Below are 20,382 nucleotides of genomic sequence, written 5' to 3' on the forward strand. Positions count from 1 at the left end.
CTGCGCCACCACCCCGACCGCCGTCCCGGCCATCGCCCACCCCTCGGACTGTGCCGGCCCTCAGACCGCTCCGGCCGTCGCCAGCGCGTCCTCCGCCGTGGCGTCCGTGGCCCGTTCCCGGTCCAGCATCCGCCGCAGCGGTCCGTCGACCGCGGCCAGTTCGGCGTACGGACCGCGCTGTACGGCCCGTCCGTCCTCCAGCACCACCACCTCGTCGACCGCGTCGAGCCCCCGGAGCCGATGGGTGATCAGCACGGTCGCCCCGCCCCGGCCGGTCCGTCCCTCCGTCGCCGCCAGCAGGTCCGCGGTGAGGGCGTCGGCCGTGGCCAGGTCGAGGTGTTCGGCCGGCTCGTCGAGGACGAGGACGGGGAAGTCGGCGAGGAGGGCGCGGGCCAGCGCGAGCCGCTGCCGCTGGCCTCCGGAGAGCCGGGCGCCATGCTCCCCGACCAGGGTGTCCAGGCCCTGCGGCAGCCCGTCGACCCAGTCCAGGAGCCGGGCCTCGTCGAGCGCCTGCCGCAGTTCGTCCTCCGTGGCGCCGGGGCGTCCGATGCGCAGGTTCTCCCGGACCGAGCTGTCGAAGACATGGGCGTCCTGGGCACAGAGCCCGACGAAACCGCGGACGGTGTCCCCGTCGAGGGTCCGGGCGTCGGTACCGCCCAGGGTGTACGAGCCCCCCGGTCCGGGCTCCGAGCCGGGAAGGCCGCAGACATCACGGACATCGCGGAAGTCCCCGAAATCCTGGATGTCGAGGAAGCGCAGCAGCACCTGCGCCAGCGTGGTCTTCCCGGAGCCGGACGGGCCGACGACCGCGATCCGGCTGCCCGCCGCGACGGTGAGGTCGATTCCGTCGAGCGCGTTCCGCGCCTGTTCCGGGTACCGGGCCCGCACCCCCCGCAGCTCCAGCGGGAACGCCGTCGCGGGCGCCTCCGCGGGCACCTCCGGTTCCAGCACCGGGACGGGCGCGTCCAGCACCTCGTACACCCGCTCCGCGCTCCTGCCCACCCGCTGCCGGTACTGGACGGCCAGCGGCAGTGCGTTGACCGCTTCGAAGGCGGCGAGCGGGGTGAGGACGACGACCGCGAGGCTGACGCCGTCGAGCCGTCCGTCCCGGACGGCCGCGACTCCGGCCAGTGCCACGAAGACGACCGTCAGGCCGCAGGCGAGGGCGGTGAGTCCGGAGCCGAGCGCGGTGGCGGCGGCGCCCCGGGACGCGATCCCGGTCAGCCGCCGGTCGGCGTCCCGTACGGCTTCGGTACGGGCGCCGAGCGCTCCGGCGACGGTCAGTTCGGCGGTGCCGCGCAGCAGGTCGACCGTGCGGGTGGCCAGGACGCCCCGGGCGGGTGCGAGCTGCCGTTCCGCCCTGCGCGCGACCGCGCCGCTGAGCAGCGGTACGGCCAGTCCGGCGGCCAGCAGCCCGGCGGCGAGCAGAGCGCCCGCCTCCGGCAGCAGCCAGGCCGTGAAACCGACGGCCCCGGCGCTGACCAGCAGGGCCGAGCCCGCCGGGAGCAGCCATCGCAGCCAGTAGTCCTGGAGTGCGTCCACATCGGTGACCAGCCGGGACAGCAGATCACCGCGGCGGCTGCGGTTCAGCCCGGCCGGGGCGATCCGCTCCAGTCCACGGTGGACGGCGACCCGCAGATCGGCGAGCATCCGCAGCACGGCGTCGTGGGAGACGACGCGTTCGGCGTAGCGGAAGACGGCCCGGCCGATCCCGAAGGCGCGGGTCGCGGTGACGGCCATCATCAGATACATCACCGGCGGCTGCTCGGAGGCCCGGGAGATCAGCCAGCCGGAGACCGCCATGAGCCCGACGGCCGAGCCCAGTGCCAGGCTGCCCAGCAGCAGTGCCAGCCCGAACCGGCCACGCCGGCGGTCGGCGGCCCGGCGGACCCGGGTGAGGGCCGGGACGCGTACCCCCGGCACCGCCGCCCGCTCGTCGTCGAAGTCATAGGAATGGGCGGACAGTCCGCCGTGGGCGTCGGTGCCCGGGTCCCCGGCGGCCTTCGGATCAACAGCACCGGCGGCACCGGCGTACGGACTCGCGTACACCCCGGTCTCCACGGCCCCGCCGCCCACCGGTTCCACGGCCCCGGCGTCCGCGGTACGCGTCCGCGTCAGGCGCACGACCCGGTCCGCGAGCGTCAGCAGCGCCGGCCGGTGGACCACCAGCAGGACGGTCCGTCCGGCTGCGAGCCGCCGTACCGCTGCTACGACCTCCTCCTCCGTACCCCCGTCCAGCGCGGCGGTGGGCTCGTCGAGCAGCACCACCGGCCGGTCCGCGAGGAACGCCCGGGCGAGCGCCAGCCGCTGCCGCTGCCCCGCGGAGAGTCCGGAACCGTCCTCGCCGAGCACGGTTTCGGTGCCCTCGGGCAGCGCCGCGACGAATTCGTACGCCCCGGCCTGCCGCAGGGCCTCCCGTACGGCCGCGTCATCGGCGTCCGGCCGGGCCAGCCGGACGTTCTCGGCGACGGTCCCCGCGAAGAGATACGGCCGCTGGGGCACCCAGGCGATCCGCTCCCGCCAGTGGCCGGTGTCCAGTTCCGCGAGCGGGACGCCACCGACCGTGATCAGGCCCTCGGCGGGTTCGGTGAAGCCGAGGACGACATCGAGCAGGGTGGACTTGCCGATCCCGCTCGGGCCGACCAGGGCGACCGTCTCGCCTTCCTCGACGACCAGGGTCGCGGAGTCCAGGGACGGTTCGGCACGGCCCTCGTGGCGTACCGTCACCCCGGTCAGCTCCAGCCGTACGGAAGCGGGCACGGGCCGCGTTCCGGGGCGGCGCGGTTCGCTCTCCAGGACCGCGAAGATCTCCTCGGCGGCCGCGAGCCCCTCCGCCGCGGCGTGGTACTGCGTGCCCACCATCCGGATCGGCAGATACGCCTCGGGCGCCAGGATCAGAATGACCAGCCCGGTGTGCAGGTCCATTCCGCCGTGCACCAGCCGCATGCCGATGGTGACGGCGACCAGGGCGACGGAGAGGGTGGCGAGCAGTTCCAGCGCGAACGAGGAGATGAAGGCGACCCGCAGGGTGCGCATGGTGGCCCGCCGGTACTCGGCGGTGATCGTACGGATCGACTCCGCCTGCGCCTTGGCCCGGCCGAAGACCTTGAGCGTCGGCAGACCGGCGACGACATCCAGGAAGTGCCCGGACAGCCGCGAGAGCTGCCGCCACTGACGGTCCATCCTGGCCCGGGTGTACCAGCCGATCAGCACCATGAAGAGGGGGATCAGCGGCAGGGTCACCACGATGATGGCCGCGGAGACCCAGTCCTCGGTGACGATCCGGGCCAGCACCGCCACCGGGACGACGACCGCCAGACCCAACTGGGGCAGATAGCGGGCGAAGTAGTCGTCGAGGGCGTCGATACCGCGGGTGGCCAGCGCGACCAGGGACCCGGTGCGCTGTCCGCTCAGCCAGCCCGGGCCCAGGGCCGCGGCCCGCTCCAGCAGCCGCCCCCGCAGCTCCGACTTGACCGCCGCGCTGGCCCGGTGTGCGGCCAGCTCGGTCAGCCAGGAGACCAGCGCCCGGCCGACGGCGACCGCCGCCAGCAGGGCCAGCGGGGTCAGCGCCTCCTCGACACCCAACCCCTTCTGGAAGGCTCCGACCACCACCTCGGCGATCAGCATCGCCTGGGCGATGACCAGCGCCGCCCCGATCAGGCCGAGCAGCACGACCGCGGCGAGAAAGCGGCGGGTGGTCCGGGCGTAACGGAGCAGACGCGGGTCGATCGGTTTCACGTGAAACATCCCCTACGGACGAGCAGTCCTATGGACGGGAGGTGGAGCGGGTGGACGGTGCGGACCGGGGCGACGGCGCGAACGCCGGACACCGGCGGTCCGGCCCGGCCGGTGGCCCGGGACCCGTACAGCACGGGCCCCGGGCCTGACCACGACCGGCGGTCAGTGCGCGTCGGCAATGTGCTGCGTCCCGATCCGCTTCCGGAAGACCCAGTACGTCCACCCCTGGTAGAGCATCACCAGCGGGGCGGCGATCCCGGCGCACCAGGTCATGATCTTCAGGGTGTACGGGGTCGACGAGGCGTTGGTGACCGTCAGGCTCCAGGCCTCGTTGAGCGACGAGGGCATGACGTTCGGGAAGAGCGTGAGGAAGAGCATCGCCACGGCGGCCACGATGGTCACCCCGGAGAAGGCGAACGACCAGCCCTCGCGCCCGGCCAGATTGGTCCCGATCGCCGCCACCAGCGCCACCACCGCCACGATCATCGCGACCAGGCTGGCCGTATCGCCCTTGTCGGCCTGGGTCCAGCCCAGGAAGCCGAGCGCGAGGACGGCGGTGAACAGCCCCAGCTTGGTGGCGAGCGCCCTGGCCCGGCCCCGGATGTCACCGACGGTCTTGAGCGCGGCGAACACTGCACCGTGGAAGGTGAACAGGGTCAGTGTGACGAGCCCGCCGAGCAGCGCGTAGGGGTTGAGGAGATCGGCGACATTGCCGACGTACTCCATCTCGGCGTTGATCTTCACGCCCCGGACGATGTTGCCGAAGGCCACACCCCAGAGGAAGGCCGGGATCAGCGAGCACCAGAAGATCGCGTGCTCCCAGTTGGTCTGCCAGCGGTCCTCGTCCCGCTTGTGCCGGTACTCGAAGGCCACCCCGCGGACGATCAGACAGAACAGGATGATCAGCAGCGGGAGGTAGAAGCCGGAGAAGAGGGTGGCGTACCACTCGGGGAAGGCGGCGAAGGTGGCACCGCCCGCCGACAGCAGCCAGACCTCGTTGCCGTCCCAGACGGGGCCGATGGTGTTGATCAGCACGCGCCGCTCCTTGCGGTCGCGGGCGAGCAGTTTGGTGAGGACGCCGATCCCGAAGTCGAACCCTTCGAGGAAGAAGTAGCCCGTCCAGAGGAAGGCGATCAGCACGAACCAGACGTCGTGGAGTTCCATGACTGCGCAGCTCCTTCGGCCTCAGTAGGAGAAGGCCATCGGCCGGTCGGCGTCACGGTCGTCGCCGCCGATCTTCGTGGGCGGGTTGAGATCGGCCTCGGTCAGCTCGGGCGGACCGAGCTTGACGTACTTGACCAGGAGCTTGACCTCGATCACGGCCAGCACCGCGTAGAGCAGTGTGAAGACGATCATCGAGGTGAGGACCTCGCCCTGGGAGACACCGGGGGAGACCGCGTCCTTGGTGCGCAGCACTCCGTAGACCACCCACGGCTGGCGGCCCATCTCGGTGAAGATCCACCCCCAGGAGGTGGCGATCAGCGGGAAGGTCATCGTCCACAGGGCGGTGATCCAGTACCAGCGGGCGAAGCGCGGGCTGAGGGCCTTGCGACGGAAGAGCACCAGATTCGGCACTTCGTCCTCCCCCGTCCGCAGTGCGGCGGGCAGCAGGAACTTCTTCCGGGTCAGCCAGAGGCCGAGCACACCGAGGGCGAAGGAGGCCATGCCGAAGCCGATCATCCAGCGGAAGCCCCAGTAGGCGACCGGGATGTTCGGCCGGTAGTCGCCGGGCCCGTACTTCTCCTGCTCCATCTTGTTGATGTCGTTGATTCCGGGGACGTACGAGTCGAAGTCGCCGTTGGCGAGGAAGGACAGTATCCCGGGGATCTCCAGGGCGACCTCGTTGTGTCCCTTGTCGACGTCGCCGTACGCGAAGAGCGAGAAGGGCGCCGGGGCCTCGCCGTCCCAGAGGGCTTCGGCGGCGGCCATCTTCATCGGCTGCTGCTTGAACATCACCTTGCCGAGGAAGTCACCGCTGACGGCGGTGAGCAGTCCGGCGGCGATCACGGTCACCAGTCCGAGGCGGAGGGACGTCCGCATGACGGGGACGTGCTTGCGGCGGGCCAGGTGGTAGGCGGCGATACCGACCATGAAGGCGCCACCGACGAGGAAGGCGGCGGTGATGGTGTGGAAGAACTGGGTGACGGCGGTGTCCTGCGAGAGCACCCGCCAGAAGTCGGTCAGCTCGGCCCGGCCGCGCTCCTCGTTGATGCGGTAGCCCACGGGGTGCTGCATCCAGGAGTTCGCCGCCAGGATGAAGTAGGCGGAGAGGACCGTGCCGATCGACACCATCCAGATACAGGCCAGGTGGATCTTCTTGGGCAGCTTGTCCCAGCCGAAGATCCACAGCCCGATGAACGTCGACTCGAAGAAGAAGGCGATCAGCGCCTCGAAGGCGAGCGGGGCACCGAAGATGTCCCCGACGAAGCGGGAGTAGTCCGACCAGTTCATCCCGAACTGGAACTCCTGGACGATGCCGGTGACGACACCCATGGCGATGTTGATCAGGAACAGCTTGCCCCAGAACTTGGTCGCCTTGAGGTACTTCTCCTTGTTCGTCCTGACCCAGGCGGTCTGGAGACCCGCGGTCAGCGCGGCCAGGGAGATCGTGAGAGGGACGAAGAGGAAGTGGTAGACGGTCGTAATGCCGAACTGCCATCGCGCCAGGGTCTCCGGCGCCAGAGCCAAGTCCACGTCGTCATCTCCTTACATCGACGAGGTCGATCGGCAGTTTGCCTGATTAATCCCATCCATTGCGGGATGAACGAGACACGCTTGTGAAAGCGTTCACATTCACATGAGATTATGTCTCATACGAAATCCACACTGATGACCGGGGGGTACCTCTTGACGCGACACCGCGCCCGGGGTGCGGGCCGCCCGGCTCGACCCGGCGGGCCGTCCCGCCGCCGGGACCGGGCTGCCGGGGCTCCGGCGCACTCCGCGCGGGTCGGGAAGCACCCCCGACCGAGGCAGGAAACGCCGACGGCCCGGGTCCTCGGAGGACCCGGGCCATGACTGCGATGCGATGTCCGTACGGGAGGGGGCACGGGCCGCCTACCGGTGCGGGGCGGCGGCGCGGCGGGCGGGCAGGGCCCACGCCGGTGGCGCTCCGGGGCGCCGGCCCGTACGAGCGGACCCGGCGGCGCCACGGGCCGCAAACCGGTCACCCGGGCCCGTACCGCCCGGCGGGGTACGGGCCGGGCACCGCCCCGCCCGTACCCCTCCCCCTGCTACAGCTTCTTGTCGAAGTCCCCCGCCACCCGCAGGAACAGGTCGTTCGCCTCCGGCTCGCCGATCGTGATCCGTACCCCCTCACCCGGGAACGGCCGCACCACGACCCCCTCCTTCTCGCAGACCGCCGCGAACTCCTCCGTCAGCTCGCCCAGCCTCAGCCAGACGAAGTTGGCCTGCGTCTCCGGCACGGTCCAGCCCTGCCCGACCAGGGCCCCGTGGACCCGGTCCCGCTCACCGACCAGCATCCCGACGCGCCCCAGCAGTTCGTCCTCCGCCCGCAGCGAGGCCACGGCCGCGTCCTGCGCCAGCTGGGTCACCCCGAACGGCACCGCCGTCTTGCGCAGCGCCGCGGCGACCGGCTCATGGGCGATCGCGAACCCGACCCTCAGCCCGGCCAGCCCGTACGCCTTGGAGAACGTCCGCAGCACCGCCACATTGGGCCGGTCCCGGTAGATCTCCACCCCGTCCGGGACGTCCGCGTCCCGGATGAACTCCCGGTACGCCTCGTCCAGCACCACCAGCACGTCCGACGGCACCCGGTCGAGGAACCGTTCCAGCTCCGCCCGGCGCACCACCGTGCCGGTGGGGTTGTTCGGATTGCAGACGAAGATCAGCCGGGTCCGGTCGGTGATCGCGGCGGCCATGGCGTCCAGATCGTGCACATCGCCGGGGGTCAGGGGTACCTGCACCGCCGTCGCCCCGCTGACCCGGGTGATGATCGGGTACGCCTCGAAGGACCGCCAGGCGTAGATCACCTCGTCGCCCGGGCCCGACGTCGCCTGGAGCAACTGCTGGGCCACGCCGACCGAACCCGTACCGGTCGCCAGATGCGACAGCGGCACCCCGTACCGGTCCGCCAGCTCGGCCATCAGCTCCGTACAGGCCATGTCCGGGTAGCGGTTGAAGTTGTGCGCCGCAGCGACGGCGGTCTCCAGCACCCCCGGCAGCGGGGGGTAGGGGTTCTCGTTGGACGACAGCTTGTACGCGACGGGCCCGCCCGCGGCGGCCGCCGGCCGACCCGGCTTGTACGTGGGAATTCCGTCCAGCTCGACACGTAGCTTCGGGCTCGTCTCGCTCACCGCAGATCCTCCTCGAACGACCGTCCGTCCACGGCCCCGGCACGGGAATCCGGCCCGGACCCCAATACTGCACACCCTATGAGGATTACCTCCGGAGGGAACCCCGTGAACCCCCGCGGACCCGGGGGAGCGCAAGGTCTTCCGGCGCGCGCCCGTGGCTCGCTCCGTGGCGCGCGTCCCCCGTAGAGGTGAGTTGAGACCTCTTCGCAACCTCGAACCAGCTCCAGGCTTGGACCGCACTACACCTCAGCCGACCTATGACTAGCGGATAAGTGCCTTAAATTCCAAGGCAGTTGATGGCTTATGATCATGCAGAATCGTGCCTGTCAACGAGTGCAAAGGCGATCGGTCCCACCGCCCGCACGAGCCCTAATATCGGCACGCCATGACAGCAGCAGGGAAGCACCAGGTGAGCCGGACGGACACAACCCGCCGGGGCAGCCGGCAAGGTCGGGCAGGCATCCGAGACGTCGCCGCCGCAGCCGGTGTCTCCATCACGACTGTCTCGGACGCGCTGAACGGGAAGGGCCGGCTCCCGGACGCCACTCGCAGACATGTGCGTGAGGTCGCCGACCGGCTGGGCTACCGCCCGTCGGCGGCCGCCCGCACCCTCCGTACCGGAAAATCGGGCCTCATCGGTCTGACCGTGACGACGTACGGGGATGAACCTTTCACCTTCACGGAATTCGCCTACTTCGCCGAGATGGCGCGGGCGGCCACCTCCGCCGCGCTCGCCCGCGGCTATGCGCTGGTGATCCTCCCCGCGACCTCGCGCCACGACGTCTGGTCCAATGTCGCGCTCGACGGGACCGTCGTCATCGACCCTTCCGACCACGACCCGGTGGTCACCGAGCTGGTCCGCCAGGGCCTGCCCGTCGTCTCCGACGGCCGCCCGGCCGGGACCCTCCCGGTCACCGCCTGGGTGGACAACGACCACGAGGCGGCCGTCCTCGACCTCCTCGACCATCTCGCCGACGCGGGCGCCCGCCGGATCGGACTGCTCACCGGCACCACCACGGACACCTACACCCGGCTGTCCACCACCGCCTATCTGAACTGGTGCGAGCGGGTCGGCCAGGACCCGGTCTACGAGTCCTATCCCGCCCACGACCCCTGTGCCGGGGCCGTCGCGGCCGATCGGCTCCTCGCCCGCCCCGACCGACCGGACGCCGTCTACGGGCTCTTCGACCCCAACGGCACGGATCTGCTGGCCGCCGCCCGCCGCTACGGACTGCGCGTCCCCGACGATCTGCTGCTGGTCTGCTGCAGCGAATCGACGGTCTACGCCACCACCGAGCCGCCCATCACCACGCTCTCGCTGAAGCCCCGCAGGATCGGCACGGCCGTCGTCCAGCTCCTCATCGACGCCATCGAGGGCATCGACGAGGACCGTCCGGTCGAGCAGGTGATACCGACGGAGCTGATCGTCCGGACCTCCTCGCAGCGCCGCTCCCCGCGGACCACCGTCAGCCCGCCGCGCTCCCCCGCGCCGGATTAGACCCCGCGCCGGACTGGGCCCCTGCGCCCGGACGATCCCCGCCCCGGTCGGTCCGGCCGGGGCCGTCCGGGCCTCGGCGTGTCCGGAAACGTTCCGCCGCCGCACCGAAGGGGCCGCGGACCGGCCCCTGACCGTCACCACTACGTCACCAGTACGTCCCCGGTCGATATCCGGCGCGACGCCGGGCATCCCCAATTGGGGCCCTATTGGGGCGAAACAGCCGACGTGTCAGGGGTACGGCGGGATTCACCACCCCTGGTGCGTCACACAGCGCGGACCTCATTCCTATGATGGGCGGACGACACCGCGGACCACCCCGACCAGGCTGGGCCGAGAGGTGAACGGCGGCGCGACGGTGGTGGAGGGGTCGATGACTCAGGGGGCCGGTCAAGGACCCGTAGTGCGCACGGCGACGTTGCGCGATTTCCGCGTTCCGCCGTATGCGCAGATGCCCGTGCAGTCGGAGCCGCCGCAGGACGAGGAGCGCCCCGAGAGCATCCCGGCGCCGCGCGCGCCCGAGGCCGGGGCGGCGCAGCAGGCCGGTCCCGCACCCGAGCCGCACCACGCCGTCGGGGGATACCCGGCCGCCGCCGTGCCGCAGCACGAGCAGGAGCCGCCGGCGTACCGGACGGACGTTCCGGCGTACGAGCAGGAGCCCGCCCCCTACCCCGGACCGCAGCAGGGCCACCGGGAGCACCCGGCCGCCGAACCGCCGCCTGTGCACCTGCCGCACCCGGAGCCGTACGCCGCCCCGGCACCGGCCGGGCACCCCGAGGGCGCCGGGCCGCACCCCGTACAGACGCACCCCGAAGAGGTCCTCGCGGGACAGCCGCTTGCCGCGGAGGTGCATCCCGGGAACGCCGTCCCCGAGGACGAGCTGCCCGAGGGCTACACCCCCACCGAGCGGGACCTCCCCGTCATCGGCCGCGCCGAGCCCGAGGCCGACACCCTCCCTCTGACGGGCGCCGCCGAGGCCCCCGTACCGAACGAACGCGGACCGCTCTACGTCGTCGGCGACGTCCACGGCTATCTCGACCAGCTCGTCGCGGCCCTCGCGGCCCAGGGGCTGATCGACGCCGAGGGGAACTGGGCCGCGGGCAATGCCCGGCTCTGGTTCCTCGGCGACTTCACCGACCGCGGCCCCGACGGCATCGGCGTCATCGACCTGGTGATGCGGCTCTCGGCCGAGGCCGCCGCCGCTGGCGGCTACTGCAAGGCCCTGATGGGCAACCACGAACTGCTGCTGCTCGGCGCCAAGCGCTTCGTCGACACCCCGGTGAACTCCGGTGCGGGCACCGCCACCTTCCAGGCCGCCTGGCTGCTCAACGGCGGCCAGAAGTCCGATATGGACCGGCTCCAGGACGTCCACGTCCAGTGGATGGCCCGGCTCGACGCGGTCGCCGTCGAGGACGACCATCTGCTGCTGCACTCCGACACCACCGCCTATCTGGACTACGGCGACACCGTCGAGGACGTCAACGAGGCCGTCCAGGACGTTCTCACCCGCAACGACCCCGACGAGTGCTGGGACCTCTTCCGGAAGATGACCAAGCGGTTCTCCTTCCGCGACGAGGAGGCGGGACCGCCCGCGGTCCGCGAACTGCTCGGCGCCTACGGCGGCAGCCGGGTCGTCCACGGCCACAGCCCCATTCCGTATCTGCTCGGCGAGGTCGGCACGGAGGACGGCGAGGACGGCGAACGCCCGGTCGTCGAGGGGCCGCACGTCTACGCGGACGGGCTGGCGATCGCCATGGACGGCGGAGTCACCATGGCCGGAAAGCTTCTCGTCGTCCAGTTGCCGGTGGCCGGCTGACCGAAGCCGGATGCGCGTTTTACCGAAAGCCTCTGTCACCCCGTGCCGTAACGGCTCTACCATCTGCTTATCCGTTGCAGGCTCTCCTCCGTCTACCACCGGAAGTCCCGTTTCCTTATGGGCCTTTCGGGCGTACGGAGTATCGGGGGATGCACATGAACAGCGCTCCGCACCTGCTGACCGAGGACCGCGCCGAATTCCAGCGGCTCCTCGACGACATACTGCGCACCGCCCATGAACGACCGGATCTGGCCACGATCGGCGAACGGCTCAACGCCACCCAGCTGCGGACGATGGCGCTCAACAACACCGCGCTGATCACCGCTTCCGCCGCGCCCGAGTACGCCCACTACGTACGGATCCGCGAGGAGGCCCGCTCCCCTGCGCCCCCGGCCACCGGACGGTCCGGCGCCGCCGACACCGGACTCGGCGGCGAGGAAGACGACGGCACGGGCGCCGGTCTGGGGGCCGTGTTCACCGTGCTCGCGCCGGTCCTCGCCGGTACGGCGGCCCTGATCTTCCTGCTCGTCGGCCATCTGCTGAAGATGCTCGACCCCCCTCCCTCCTTCGCCTCACCGCTGGTCTCCGCGGGCTGGTTCTTCGCGGCCCTGACCGCGGCGGCCATCCTGGCGGCGGCGATCGGGCTGCTGATCACCGCCATACGCAACAGCTCCACTCAGGTACCCGCCATGGAGCATGCGGAGGAACTCCCCGACGAGGTCGCACGGGCCAAGGACGCCTGGCTGCATGCCGTACTGGAGCGCGGTCTGCTGCCCTTTCTGCGGATCACGCTGGAGGATCCCAGCTCCGATCCGCTCTCCGCGGCACCCCCGCGGCAGCCCAACCGGATCCCGAAGATCGGCTACGACAGCCCGGACTTCACCAGCCCCGGCGAGGGCGCCACGACCGGTCAGCGCCCCACCTTCACCAGCCCCGACTTCACCAGCCCGGACTTCGGCGGCCCCGATCACCCACCCGAGTGAGCGGGGCGCCCGGGTCGTCCCTTTCGGATCGTGCCGGGCTCGCTGATCCGGCCTGATCCGAAAGAAACTCCCCGGCACCGGCAGTGCGTACGCGGTCCCGTACGGCCCTGATCAGTCGGCCAGTGGCAGATAGACGCGGTTCCCGCTCGCAGCGAACTCCTCGGACTTCCGGAGCATGCCCTCCGCGATCTCCTCGTCGCTCGCTCCCTGCGCCGCCGCCTCGTCCCCGCCGAACTGCTCCGCGATCGAACGGCTGATCTTCATCGAGCAGAACTTGGGACCGCACATGGAACAGAAATGCGCCGTCTTCGCGGGCTCGGCGGGCAGGGTCTCGTCATGGAACTCCCGGGCCGTATCGGGGTCGAGCGCCAGATTGAACTGATCTTCCCAGCGGAACTCGAAACGGGCGTCCGACAGCGCGTCGTCCCACTCCTGGGCATCCGGATGCCCCTTGGCGAGATCGGCCGCATGCGCCGCGATCTTGTAGGTGATGACACCGGTCTTGACGTCGTCCCGGTTGGGCAGACCGAGGTGCTCCTTGGGCGTGACGTAACAGAGCATCGCCGTGCCCCACCAGGCGATCATCGCCGCCCCGATACCGGAGGTGATGTGGTCGTAGGCGGGCGCCACATCGGTGGTCAGCGGGCCGAGCGTATAGAAGGGTGCCTCTTCGCAGATCTCCTGCTGGAGGTCGATGTTCTCTTTGATCTTGTGCATCGGAACGTGACCGGGGCCCTCGATCATCGTCTGCACATTCATACGCTTGGCGATCCGGTTGAGTTCCCCGAGCGTCCGCAACTCCGCGAACTGCGCCTCGTCGTTGGCGTCCGCGATCGACCCCGGCCGGAGCCCGTCACCGAGGGAGTAGGTGACGTCGTACGCCGCGAGGATCTCGCACAGCTCCTCGAAATGCTCGTACAGAAACGATTCCCTGTGGTGTGCCAGACACCAGGCCGCCATGATCGAACCGCCGCGCGAGACGATGCCGGTCTTCCGGCGCGCGGTCAGCGGGACGTACCGCAGCAGCACCCCGGCGTGGACGGTCATATAGTCCACCCCCTGCTCGGCCTGTTCGATCACGGTGTCCTTGTAGACCTCCCAGCTCAGCTCCTCGGCCCGGCCGTCGACCTTCTCCAGTGCCTGGTAGAGCGGCACCGTGCCGATCGGGACCGGGGAGTTGCGCAGCACCCACTCGCGGGTGGTGTGGATATTGCGCCCGGTGGACAGGTCCATGACCGTGTCAGCGCCCCAGCGGGTGGCCCAGGTCATCTTCTCGACCTCCTCCTCGATGGAAGAGGTGACCGCGGAGTTGCCGATATTGGCGTTGACCTTCACCAGGAACCGCTTGCCGATGATCATCGGTTCGATCTCGGGGTGGTTGACGTTGGCGGGAAGCACCGCCCGGCCGGCGGCGATCTCCTCCCGTACGACCTCGGGAGAAACGTTCTCCCGCAGCGCCACGAACTCCATTTCGGGGGTGATCTCGCCCCGGCGGGCGTACGCGAGCTGGGTCACCGCCTGTCCGGCGCGGCCCCGGCGCGGCTGGCGCGGCCGCCCCGGGAAGACCGCGTCGAGATTGCGCAGCCCTCCGCGCGGCGACGTGTGCCGGACGCCGTCGTCCTCCGGGCGCACCGGACGGCCCGCGTACTCCTCGGTGTCGCCGCGCGCGACGATCCAGTTCTCCCGCAGCGGCGGCAGCCCGCGGCGTACGTCCGTCTCGACGGTGGGGTCGGTGTACGGGCCGGAGGTGTCGTACAGCGTCACGTCCCGGCCATTGGTGAGGTGCACCTGACGGACCGGCACCCGGAGATCGGGGCGCGAGCCCTCGATGTACCCCTTGTGCCAGCCGGGCGTACGAACGCCGTCGGCCGCCACCGGGGCGGCAGGTACGACGGCAGGCGTGCGTGCATCCTGAACGGTCATGAAGACCTACTCCCTACGCCGGCATTACCCGGTAACAGGTTCGGCGGTCGACGCAGCGATTCCCGTGACCGGCACCCTCGGCGCGTATATGTCCCGCATATACGTCCGGTGGTGCGTCGACGGAGGTCAGCGCCCTCTCAGCCCGGTGCTCCGAGCTCCCGCGTGTGCAAAGGTGACACCACGCTAGCGTCATTTCTGGCGTGCTGAACAGGGGCCCCCGTCCGTTCTTGCGATGATCGGTCGGTGACGTCATCAGCGCCCGGTCCCCAGGGGGGTCCCGACTCCCGGTTCGCGTACGGTGCGGCGGACGGCGGTGGTCAGGGGTACGGCCCCGGCCCCGACCCCGTCCCTGCCTCCGCCGCGGCACCTCCCCCGACGCCCGCCCGGGCACCCGCCCCGGCCTCCGCCCGGAGCCACGAACACGCGCACGCGCCCCCACCGCCGACACCTCCGGCCCCCCCACACCTTCACGGGCACGGGCACGGGCATGGGCATGGGCACAGCCACGGTCACGGCCCGGCCGCCCCCGTCTCGCGCCATCTGCGCCGCATCATCGCCGCGGTGCTGATTCCTTTCGCCGCGGCCGTTGTCGTGGGTCTGGCCATCCTCTGGCCCGGCTCCGCGCCCGGCCACGAACGCACCGGCGTCGGCTTCGACCGCCAGACCGAACAGGCGGTCGTCACCCGCGTCGACCCGATCGACTGCAAGTCGGTGAACTCCGCCCAGGTGCCGCCGACCGGTGACACCAGTACGCCCCAGGGCCGTGAAGCCGTCGCGGCGCAGCAGGGCGACTGCAAGAAGGCGACCATCAGGATCACCTCCGGGCCGCATATGGACCGGATCATCGCCGAGATCGTCCAGCCGGACGCGTCACGGCAGTTGGAGCGGGGGCAGCAGCTCGTGGTGGCGTACGCCCCCGATGCGCCCCGCGACCTCCAGTACTCGGTCATCGACGTGAACCGCCGGTTCCCGCTCGCCGTGGTGGCCGGTGTCTTTGCCCTGGTCGTGGTGCTGGTGGGGCGGATGCGCGGGGTGATGGCGCTGATCGCGCTGGCCGCCTCCTTCGCCGTACTGACGCTGTTCATCCTCCCCGCGATCCTGGAGGGCTCCAATCCGCTGGCCGTCGCGGTGGTCGGCGCCAGTGCGATCATGCTGATCGCGCTCTATGCCTGTCACGGCATCACCGCCCGTACCTCGGTCGCGGTCCTCGGGACGCTGATCTCCCTGCTGCTGATCGGGCTGCTGGGCTCGCTGTTCATCGACTGGGCGGCGCTGTCGGGCAACACCGACGACAACACCGGGCTGATCCACGGGCTCTATCCGGGCATCGACATGAGCGGACTCCTACTGGCCGGTGTGATCATCGGTTCGCTCGGTGTGCTCGACGATGTGACGGTCACCCAGACATCGGCGGTATGGGAGCTGCGACAGGCGGATCCGGACATGGGGCCGCGCGCGCTGTACCGCGCCGCCATCCGGATCGGACGCGACCACATCGCGTCCGTGGTCAACACCCTGGTCCTCGCCTATGCGGGCGCCGCACTGCCGTTGCTGCTGCTGTTCAGCATCGCGCAGAGCGGGGTGGGGACGGTCGCCAACAGCGAGCTGGTCGCGGAAGAGATCGTCCGGACGCTGATCGGGTCGATCGGTCTGGTCGCGTCGGTTCCGGTGACCACGGCCCTGGCCGCGCTGGTCGTCTCCGCCGACCGGCCCGACACCCGCGTCCGGAACGGCGCCGACGACACTTCCGGGCACCCGGCCGAAGGGGCCGGGGCGCGGCTGCCGCAGATGTCCGGCGAGCCGGAGCCGGCGGTCGGCGGGCCGGTTCCGGAAGGCCGGCCCGCGGGCCGCGGCGGGCTGCCGGGACTGGGCGGCGGCAAGGGGCGCCGCCGCAAGCGGTGACGGCCGACCGCCGTACGGGGGTACGGGTCCCCGGGCGCACCCGGGGACCCGTAGCTCAGCCCGCGTTCTCCTCCGCGAGGATGCTCCGCAGCACCTGCTCCAGTTCGGCGCCGAAATCCCCGAACGTCCGCTCCTGGCCCAGCGGAACCAGCCGATCCGTACGGTCGAGGAAGGCCACGACGGGTGCCGCGCTGACCTGGAAGAGGGCGAGCTCCCCGCCGACCTGGAGCCGGATCCCGAGGTCCGCCGACTCGTCCGGCCCCAGCGGTGCGATGTGCACATCGCCGTCGCCGCTCGGCCCGACGATCCCGTCGAGCAGCAGATCCCGGCCGAAGGCCCAGGTCACCGGCGCATCCCCGGGCAGATGGAAGGTCATCCGCACCGCATACGGATCCGCGGCCGCATAGCGGAGCTCCACCGGGATCCGGAACGAGAGCTCCTCGGAGACAAGGAAGCTCATCAGTACCTCGGCCTGGACCGACTCGTGCATCGTGTACCCCGCAGTGACGGAAGCCCGGATGGGCCTGGTGGGCAGCCTCTTGCTGAAGCCTGGCGAAACGGGTCAGGAAGGATTCCCCTGACGCTCTCCTCATAATCGTGCGCTAAGTCACCAGAGGACTACAAGGAGTGATTTTTCAGATACTGATAGACGGGTCGAACGGAGGACCGTCAAGCGTCCGGCAGACGACCGGCGAAGGCGAGTGAACCGAACAGTCCGCCCACCCCCGACCGGAGCTGCCCAATCGCCGGAAGCAGCCGTTCCGCTCGGTCGAGAGGGAGGGATATCGCCATCGCCGCGGCACGGGCGCCCGCGGGCGGCGGTACGGCGATCGCGGCGCAGACCGTGTCGAGCGCGTACTCCTGCCGCTCCACGACGGGTTCCGCGCGCCCCCGGGCCACCAGCCGTTCGAGCAGGGTGCTCCGGTCCCGTACCGAATACGGCGTCAGGGCGCATACCGGGTGGCGGTCGAGATGGTCCTGGAGTTCGGCGGTGTCCAGCCGGCCGAGCAGACATTGACCGATCGCATGGGCATGGCCGGTCTCGCGGAAATCCGCCCATTCGCCGACGGCGGGGGCGTACGGGGTGTCCGAGACGGCGACCAGCCGGATCTCACCGTCCCGGTAGACGCCGAAGTAGACGGGGGCGCCGATCGCGTCCCGCCAGTGCTCCAGGGAGTCCGTCAGCGTTGCGCCAGGGGCGGCGCCGCGGGCGGGGCCGGGCTCCGGCCGTGGTCCCGGAGGGAGGACCGTACGCGGACCCTCGTCCGACCCGGTGTCCGGTTCCGTTCCTGACGCGCCCGTTTCCGAGCCGAGCGTGCTCGCTTCCGGACTGATGCGACGATTCTGCACAGCGGACACAGCCGACACAGTGGACACAGAAGACACAACAGGCACAGCGGGCACAGCGGACCCGAGTGCTTCGGATGCTTCAGTGGCTCCGGGTGCTTCGGATGCTTCGGGGCCCAGCCGCCCCACCGCGTCACCGAGGACGAACACGCCGCTCTCCCGGCGGAGATAGCCCTCGTGCACCAGGGTGCGCAGCAGGTGGTACGCGGTGGGGAGCGGGATCGTCGCCACCCGGGCCAGCACCTTGGCGGGCGCACCCGCGGGGTACGAGGAGGCGGCCTCCAGCAGCCGCAGAGCCCGCTGCACCGAAGTGATCAGGGTGGGTGTGCCGACGGCCGGAGGCCGGGGGACACCGGCGGCCGGGCCGGTGCCGCGCTCGTCCGGTGGCATGCGCTCGTCCGGTGGCACGGCCACGGATCACCCCCTGACATGGTGGCGGGTCGGCGCCCGCCCGCGGGGTCGGTCCCCGTGCGCCCGCCGCCGCACCGGGACAACCGGCTCGGCTCGGACCCGTGACGGTCCGGTACCCACGATCCGCATCCGTACCCGTACCCGGCCGGGCGGACCCACAGGGGGCGCTCACCGGCGTACCAGAGGGCGCACAAGGGTGGTGAATCCGCATGCCCAGCGGCGGACTGCCACTGTAATGGCCATTCAACCGAGTGTGACCTGGTAAGCCCCGGGGTTCCCCCGGCCGGGTTAACGCCGGGCCCGGGCGGCTACCAGCCGCCGCGGGAGTTCGACGACCCCTTGAACTTCCTTACGACGAACACCAGTCCGCCGACGAGGGCGACCAGGGCGAGCGCCTTGAAGAGCAGTCCGATCAGGACTCCGACGACATGGGCGACCAGTCCGCCGAAGAGCAGCAGCACCAGCACCGGCGCCACGACCCACTTCACCCACCACGGCAGTCCCGTGACGATCTCCCGTACAGCCATGGCCCCTACCTCGTCTCCCCTTCGGCTCCCCCGGCGGAATTTCCGGCCTTCCGCCCTCGATGCTAGGCGGGCCGGAAGCCGTACGGGGCGCTCCGGGCCCTTGATCTCCCCTGAGCCGCCCCTTAGGGTTCCGCGGCCGGGGGCTCAGCTCTCAGGGGGAGAGAAGACCACCATGACCCGGAGGTCCTCGGTGATGTGGTGGAACTTGTGGGGCACTCCGGCGGGTACGTAGACCACACTGCCGCGGGCGACCGGTGTCGTCTCCGTGCCGACGGTGATCGCCGCCCGCCCGCTGACGACGAAGTAGACCTCGTCCTGGCGGTGGGGCTGCTGGGGGTCGAGCGCCCCGGCGTCGAGCGCGTACAGACCGACGGACATGTTCCGCTCACGCAGGAACTGCAGATACGCGCCGTCGTTGGCGGCGCGCTCCGCCTCCAGTTCGTCCAGCCGGAATGCCTTCATCGTGCGCCGCCCCTGCCTCTCGCCCCGATCATGTCTGCCACGATCAGACACAGGAAGGAATTGCCTCGTCAAGGGCACCGGAGCGGCGGTCCGCCGGTCCGGTGCGCAGGGGCGGGGCCGTCCCACCTGGCGGTCGGAGGAGGAACGGAAGCTTCCGGAGAACGTACGGTCGGAGCACGAACGAACGGCGCGGGGATCGCGCACGGCCGGTCACCGGACGCCCGGCGCGGGCGGAACCGGGCGGAGCCCGGCCGACGAGAGGAGCACCACGGCCATGGACACGGGCATCGGAGACGGCACCAGAGCGGTACGGGCGGGGCTGCCCGAGCCGGTGAAACACGAGCCCACCCTGCCGGGACCGGCGTTCGCCGCCCACTTCCATCTGCCGGGCGAGCCCACCGGTCCGTACACCTACGGCCGCGACACCAACCCGTCCTGGACCCTGCTGGAGCGGGCCATCGGGGAGCTGGAGGCGCCGGGCGAGCCCGTCGAGACCACGGTGTTCGCCTCCGGTATGGCGGCCGTGTCCGCCGTGCTGTTCTCCACGCTGCGCGCCGGCGACGCCGTCGTCCTGCCGAGCGACGGCTACCAGGCGCTGCCTCTGGTCCGCGATCAGCTGGAGGCGTACGGCATCGAGGTGCGCACCGCGCCGACCGCGGGCGACGCCCAGTTGTCGGTCCTGGAGGGGGCCAGGCTGCTGTGGGTCGAGAGCCCGTCCAATCCGGGGCTCGACGTCTGCGATATCCGCCGCATGGTGCGGGTCGCCCATGCGCAGGGTGCCCTGGTCGCCGTCGACAACACCCTGGCCACCCCGCTCGCCCAGCGTCCGCTGGCGCTGGGCGCCGACTTCTCGGTGGCCAGTGACACCAAGGGCATGACCGGCCACGGCGATCTGCTGCTCGGGCATGTGACCTGCCGCGATACCGCACTGGCGGCGGACGTACGGCGCTGGCGGAAGGTGGTCGGGGCGATCCCGGGGCCCATGGAGACCTGGCTGGCCCACCGGTCGCTGGCCACCCTGCATCTGCGGATCGACCGGCAGTGCATCAACGCCCTGGCCCTGGCGCGGGCGCTGGGCGAGCGGGCGGAGGTGACGGGGCTGCGGTATCCGGGGCTGCCGACGGACCCCTCGTACACCCTGGCCGGACGGCAGATGCGGCGGTACGGCGGGGTGCTCTCGTTCGTCCTGCCCGACCGCGACCATGCCGAACGCTTCCTCGACGCCCTCCGTCTGGTCGACGACGCGACCAGCTTCGGCGGGGTCCGTTCCTCGGCGGAGCGGCGCGGGCGGTGGGGCGGGGACGCGGTCCCGGAAGGCTTCATCCGGCTGTCGGCCGGTGCCGAGGACACCGACGATCTGGTTGCCGATGTGCTGCGGGCACTGGACGAGGCCGCGGGCCCGATCGGCTGAGAACCGTCTTCCCGGCAGGCCCGGTCCGTCTCTCGGCGGGCGGTCCGAGCC

General features: G+C 70.9%; 14 protein-coding genes. 5 read left to right on the forward strand and 9 right to left on the reverse strand.

What is annotated here, in order from left to right; genetic code table 11:
* Positions 1–60: 60 nt before the first annotated feature.
* The 4 genes from cydD to hisC all read right to left on the reverse strand — a co-directional run bounded on the left by cydD (position 61) and on the right by hisC (position 8,054).
* Complete coding sequence (gene cydD / locus B7R87_RS15695; RefSeq protein WP_006348102.1) at positions 61–3,738, reverse strand: thiol reductant ABC exporter subunit CydD; 3,678 nt, start codon at positions 3,736–3,738, stop codon at positions 61–63.
* Positions 3,739–3,900: 162 nt separating this feature from the next.
* Positions 3,901–4,902 (reverse strand): cytochrome d ubiquinol oxidase subunit II, encoded by a 1,002-nt coding sequence (gene cydB, locus B7R87_RS15700; RefSeq protein WP_006348101.1) that lies wholly within the window; start codon positions 4,900–4,902, stop codon positions 3,901–3,903.
* 21 nt (positions 4,903–4,923) lie between these two features.
* On the reverse strand, positions 4,924–6,432 hold the full coding sequence (locus B7R87_RS15705) for a cytochrome ubiquinol oxidase subunit I (protein WP_006348100.1): 1,509 nt from the start codon (positions 6,430–6,432) through the stop codon (positions 4,924–4,926).
* A gap of 539 nt (positions 6,433–6,971) precedes the next feature.
* Entirely contained in the window at positions 6,972–8,054 is a 1,083-nt protein-coding gene (hisC, locus tag B7R87_RS15710; RefSeq protein WP_006348099.1) for a histidinol-phosphate transaminase, read from the reverse strand.
* Between the two features lie 385 nt (positions 8,055–8,439).
* Between hisC and B7R87_RS15715 the strand changes: the two genes are divergently transcribed.
* The 3 genes from B7R87_RS15715 to B7R87_RS15725 all read left to right on the forward strand — a co-directional run bounded on the left by B7R87_RS15715 (position 8,440) and on the right by B7R87_RS15725 (position 12,348).
* Positions 8,440–9,552 carry a LacI family DNA-binding transcriptional regulator gene (locus B7R87_RS15715; RefSeq protein WP_040915572.1) on the forward strand — a complete coding sequence of 371 codons (1,113 nt, stop codon included), beginning with the start codon at positions 8,440–8,442 and terminating at the stop codon, positions 9,550–9,552.
* 355 nt (positions 9,553–9,907) lie between these two features.
* Complete coding sequence (locus tag B7R87_RS15720; RefSeq protein WP_269847475.1) at positions 9,908–11,365, forward strand: metallophosphoesterase; 1,458 nt, start codon at positions 9,908–9,910, stop codon at positions 11,363–11,365.
* Between the two features lie 149 nt (positions 11,366–11,514).
* Positions 11,515–12,348: a hypothetical protein gene (locus tag B7R87_RS15725; protein ID WP_006348094.1), complete on the forward strand. Its 834-nt coding sequence runs from the start codon at positions 11,515–11,517 to the stop codon at positions 12,346–12,348.
* 111 nt (positions 12,349–12,459) lie between these two features.
* Here B7R87_RS15725 and thiC read toward each other — a convergent pair whose 3' ends face one another.
* Entirely contained in the window at positions 12,460–14,271 is a 1,812-nt protein-coding gene (thiC, locus tag B7R87_RS15730; protein WP_006348093.1) for a phosphomethylpyrimidine synthase ThiC, read from the reverse strand.
* 243 nt (positions 14,272–14,514) lie between these two features.
* On the opposite strand from thiC, the gene B7R87_RS15735 reads away from it, so the two are divergent.
* Positions 14,515–16,173, forward strand: a complete 1,659-nt coding sequence (locus B7R87_RS15735; protein WP_187144553.1) for a YibE/F family protein — start codon at positions 14,515–14,517, stop codon at positions 16,171–16,173.
* Between the two features lie 55 nt (positions 16,174–16,228).
* Here the strand turns inward: B7R87_RS15735 and B7R87_RS15740 are convergent, their stop codons facing one another.
* The 4 genes from B7R87_RS15740 to B7R87_RS15755 form a co-directional block, all read right to left on the reverse strand.
* A complete protein-coding gene (locus tag B7R87_RS15740) occupies positions 16,229–16,663 on the reverse strand; it encodes an SsgA family sporulation/cell division regulator (protein ID WP_006348091.1) in 435 nt (144 codons plus the stop codon).
* A 179-nt stretch (positions 16,664–16,842) separates the two neighbouring features.
* Positions 16,843–17,934, reverse strand: a complete 1,092-nt coding sequence (locus B7R87_RS15745; protein ID WP_332903349.1) for a helix-turn-helix domain-containing protein — start codon at positions 17,932–17,934, stop codon at positions 16,843–16,845.
* 305 nt (positions 17,935–18,239) lie between these two features.
* Positions 18,240–18,458: a DUF5326 family protein gene (locus B7R87_RS15750; protein ID WP_006348089.1), complete on the reverse strand. Its 219-nt coding sequence runs from the start codon at positions 18,456–18,458 to the stop codon at positions 18,240–18,242.
* Positions 18,459–18,602: 144 nt separating this feature from the next.
* The gene (locus tag B7R87_RS15755) at positions 18,603–18,920 is read right to left on the reverse strand and encodes a cupin domain-containing protein (protein WP_006348088.1); all 318 of its coding nucleotides are present in this window, start codon (positions 18,918–18,920) and stop codon (positions 18,603–18,605) included.
* A 274-nt stretch (positions 18,921–19,194) separates the two neighbouring features.
* Here B7R87_RS15755 and B7R87_RS15760 point away from each other — a divergent pair, with 274 nt between their 5' ends.
* Positions 19,195–20,331 carry a cystathionine gamma-lyase gene (locus B7R87_RS15760; RefSeq protein WP_006348087.1) on the forward strand — a complete coding sequence of 379 codons (1,137 nt, stop codon included), beginning with the start codon at positions 19,195–19,197 and terminating at the stop codon, positions 20,329–20,331.
* Positions 20,332–20,382 lie beyond the last annotated feature (51 nt).

It is taken from the genome of Streptomyces tsukubensis, assembly GCF_003932715.1.
In the GTDB taxonomy this organism is placed as follows: Bacteria; Actinomycetota; Actinomycetes; order Streptomycetales; family Streptomycetaceae; genus Streptomyces; species Streptomyces tsukubensis.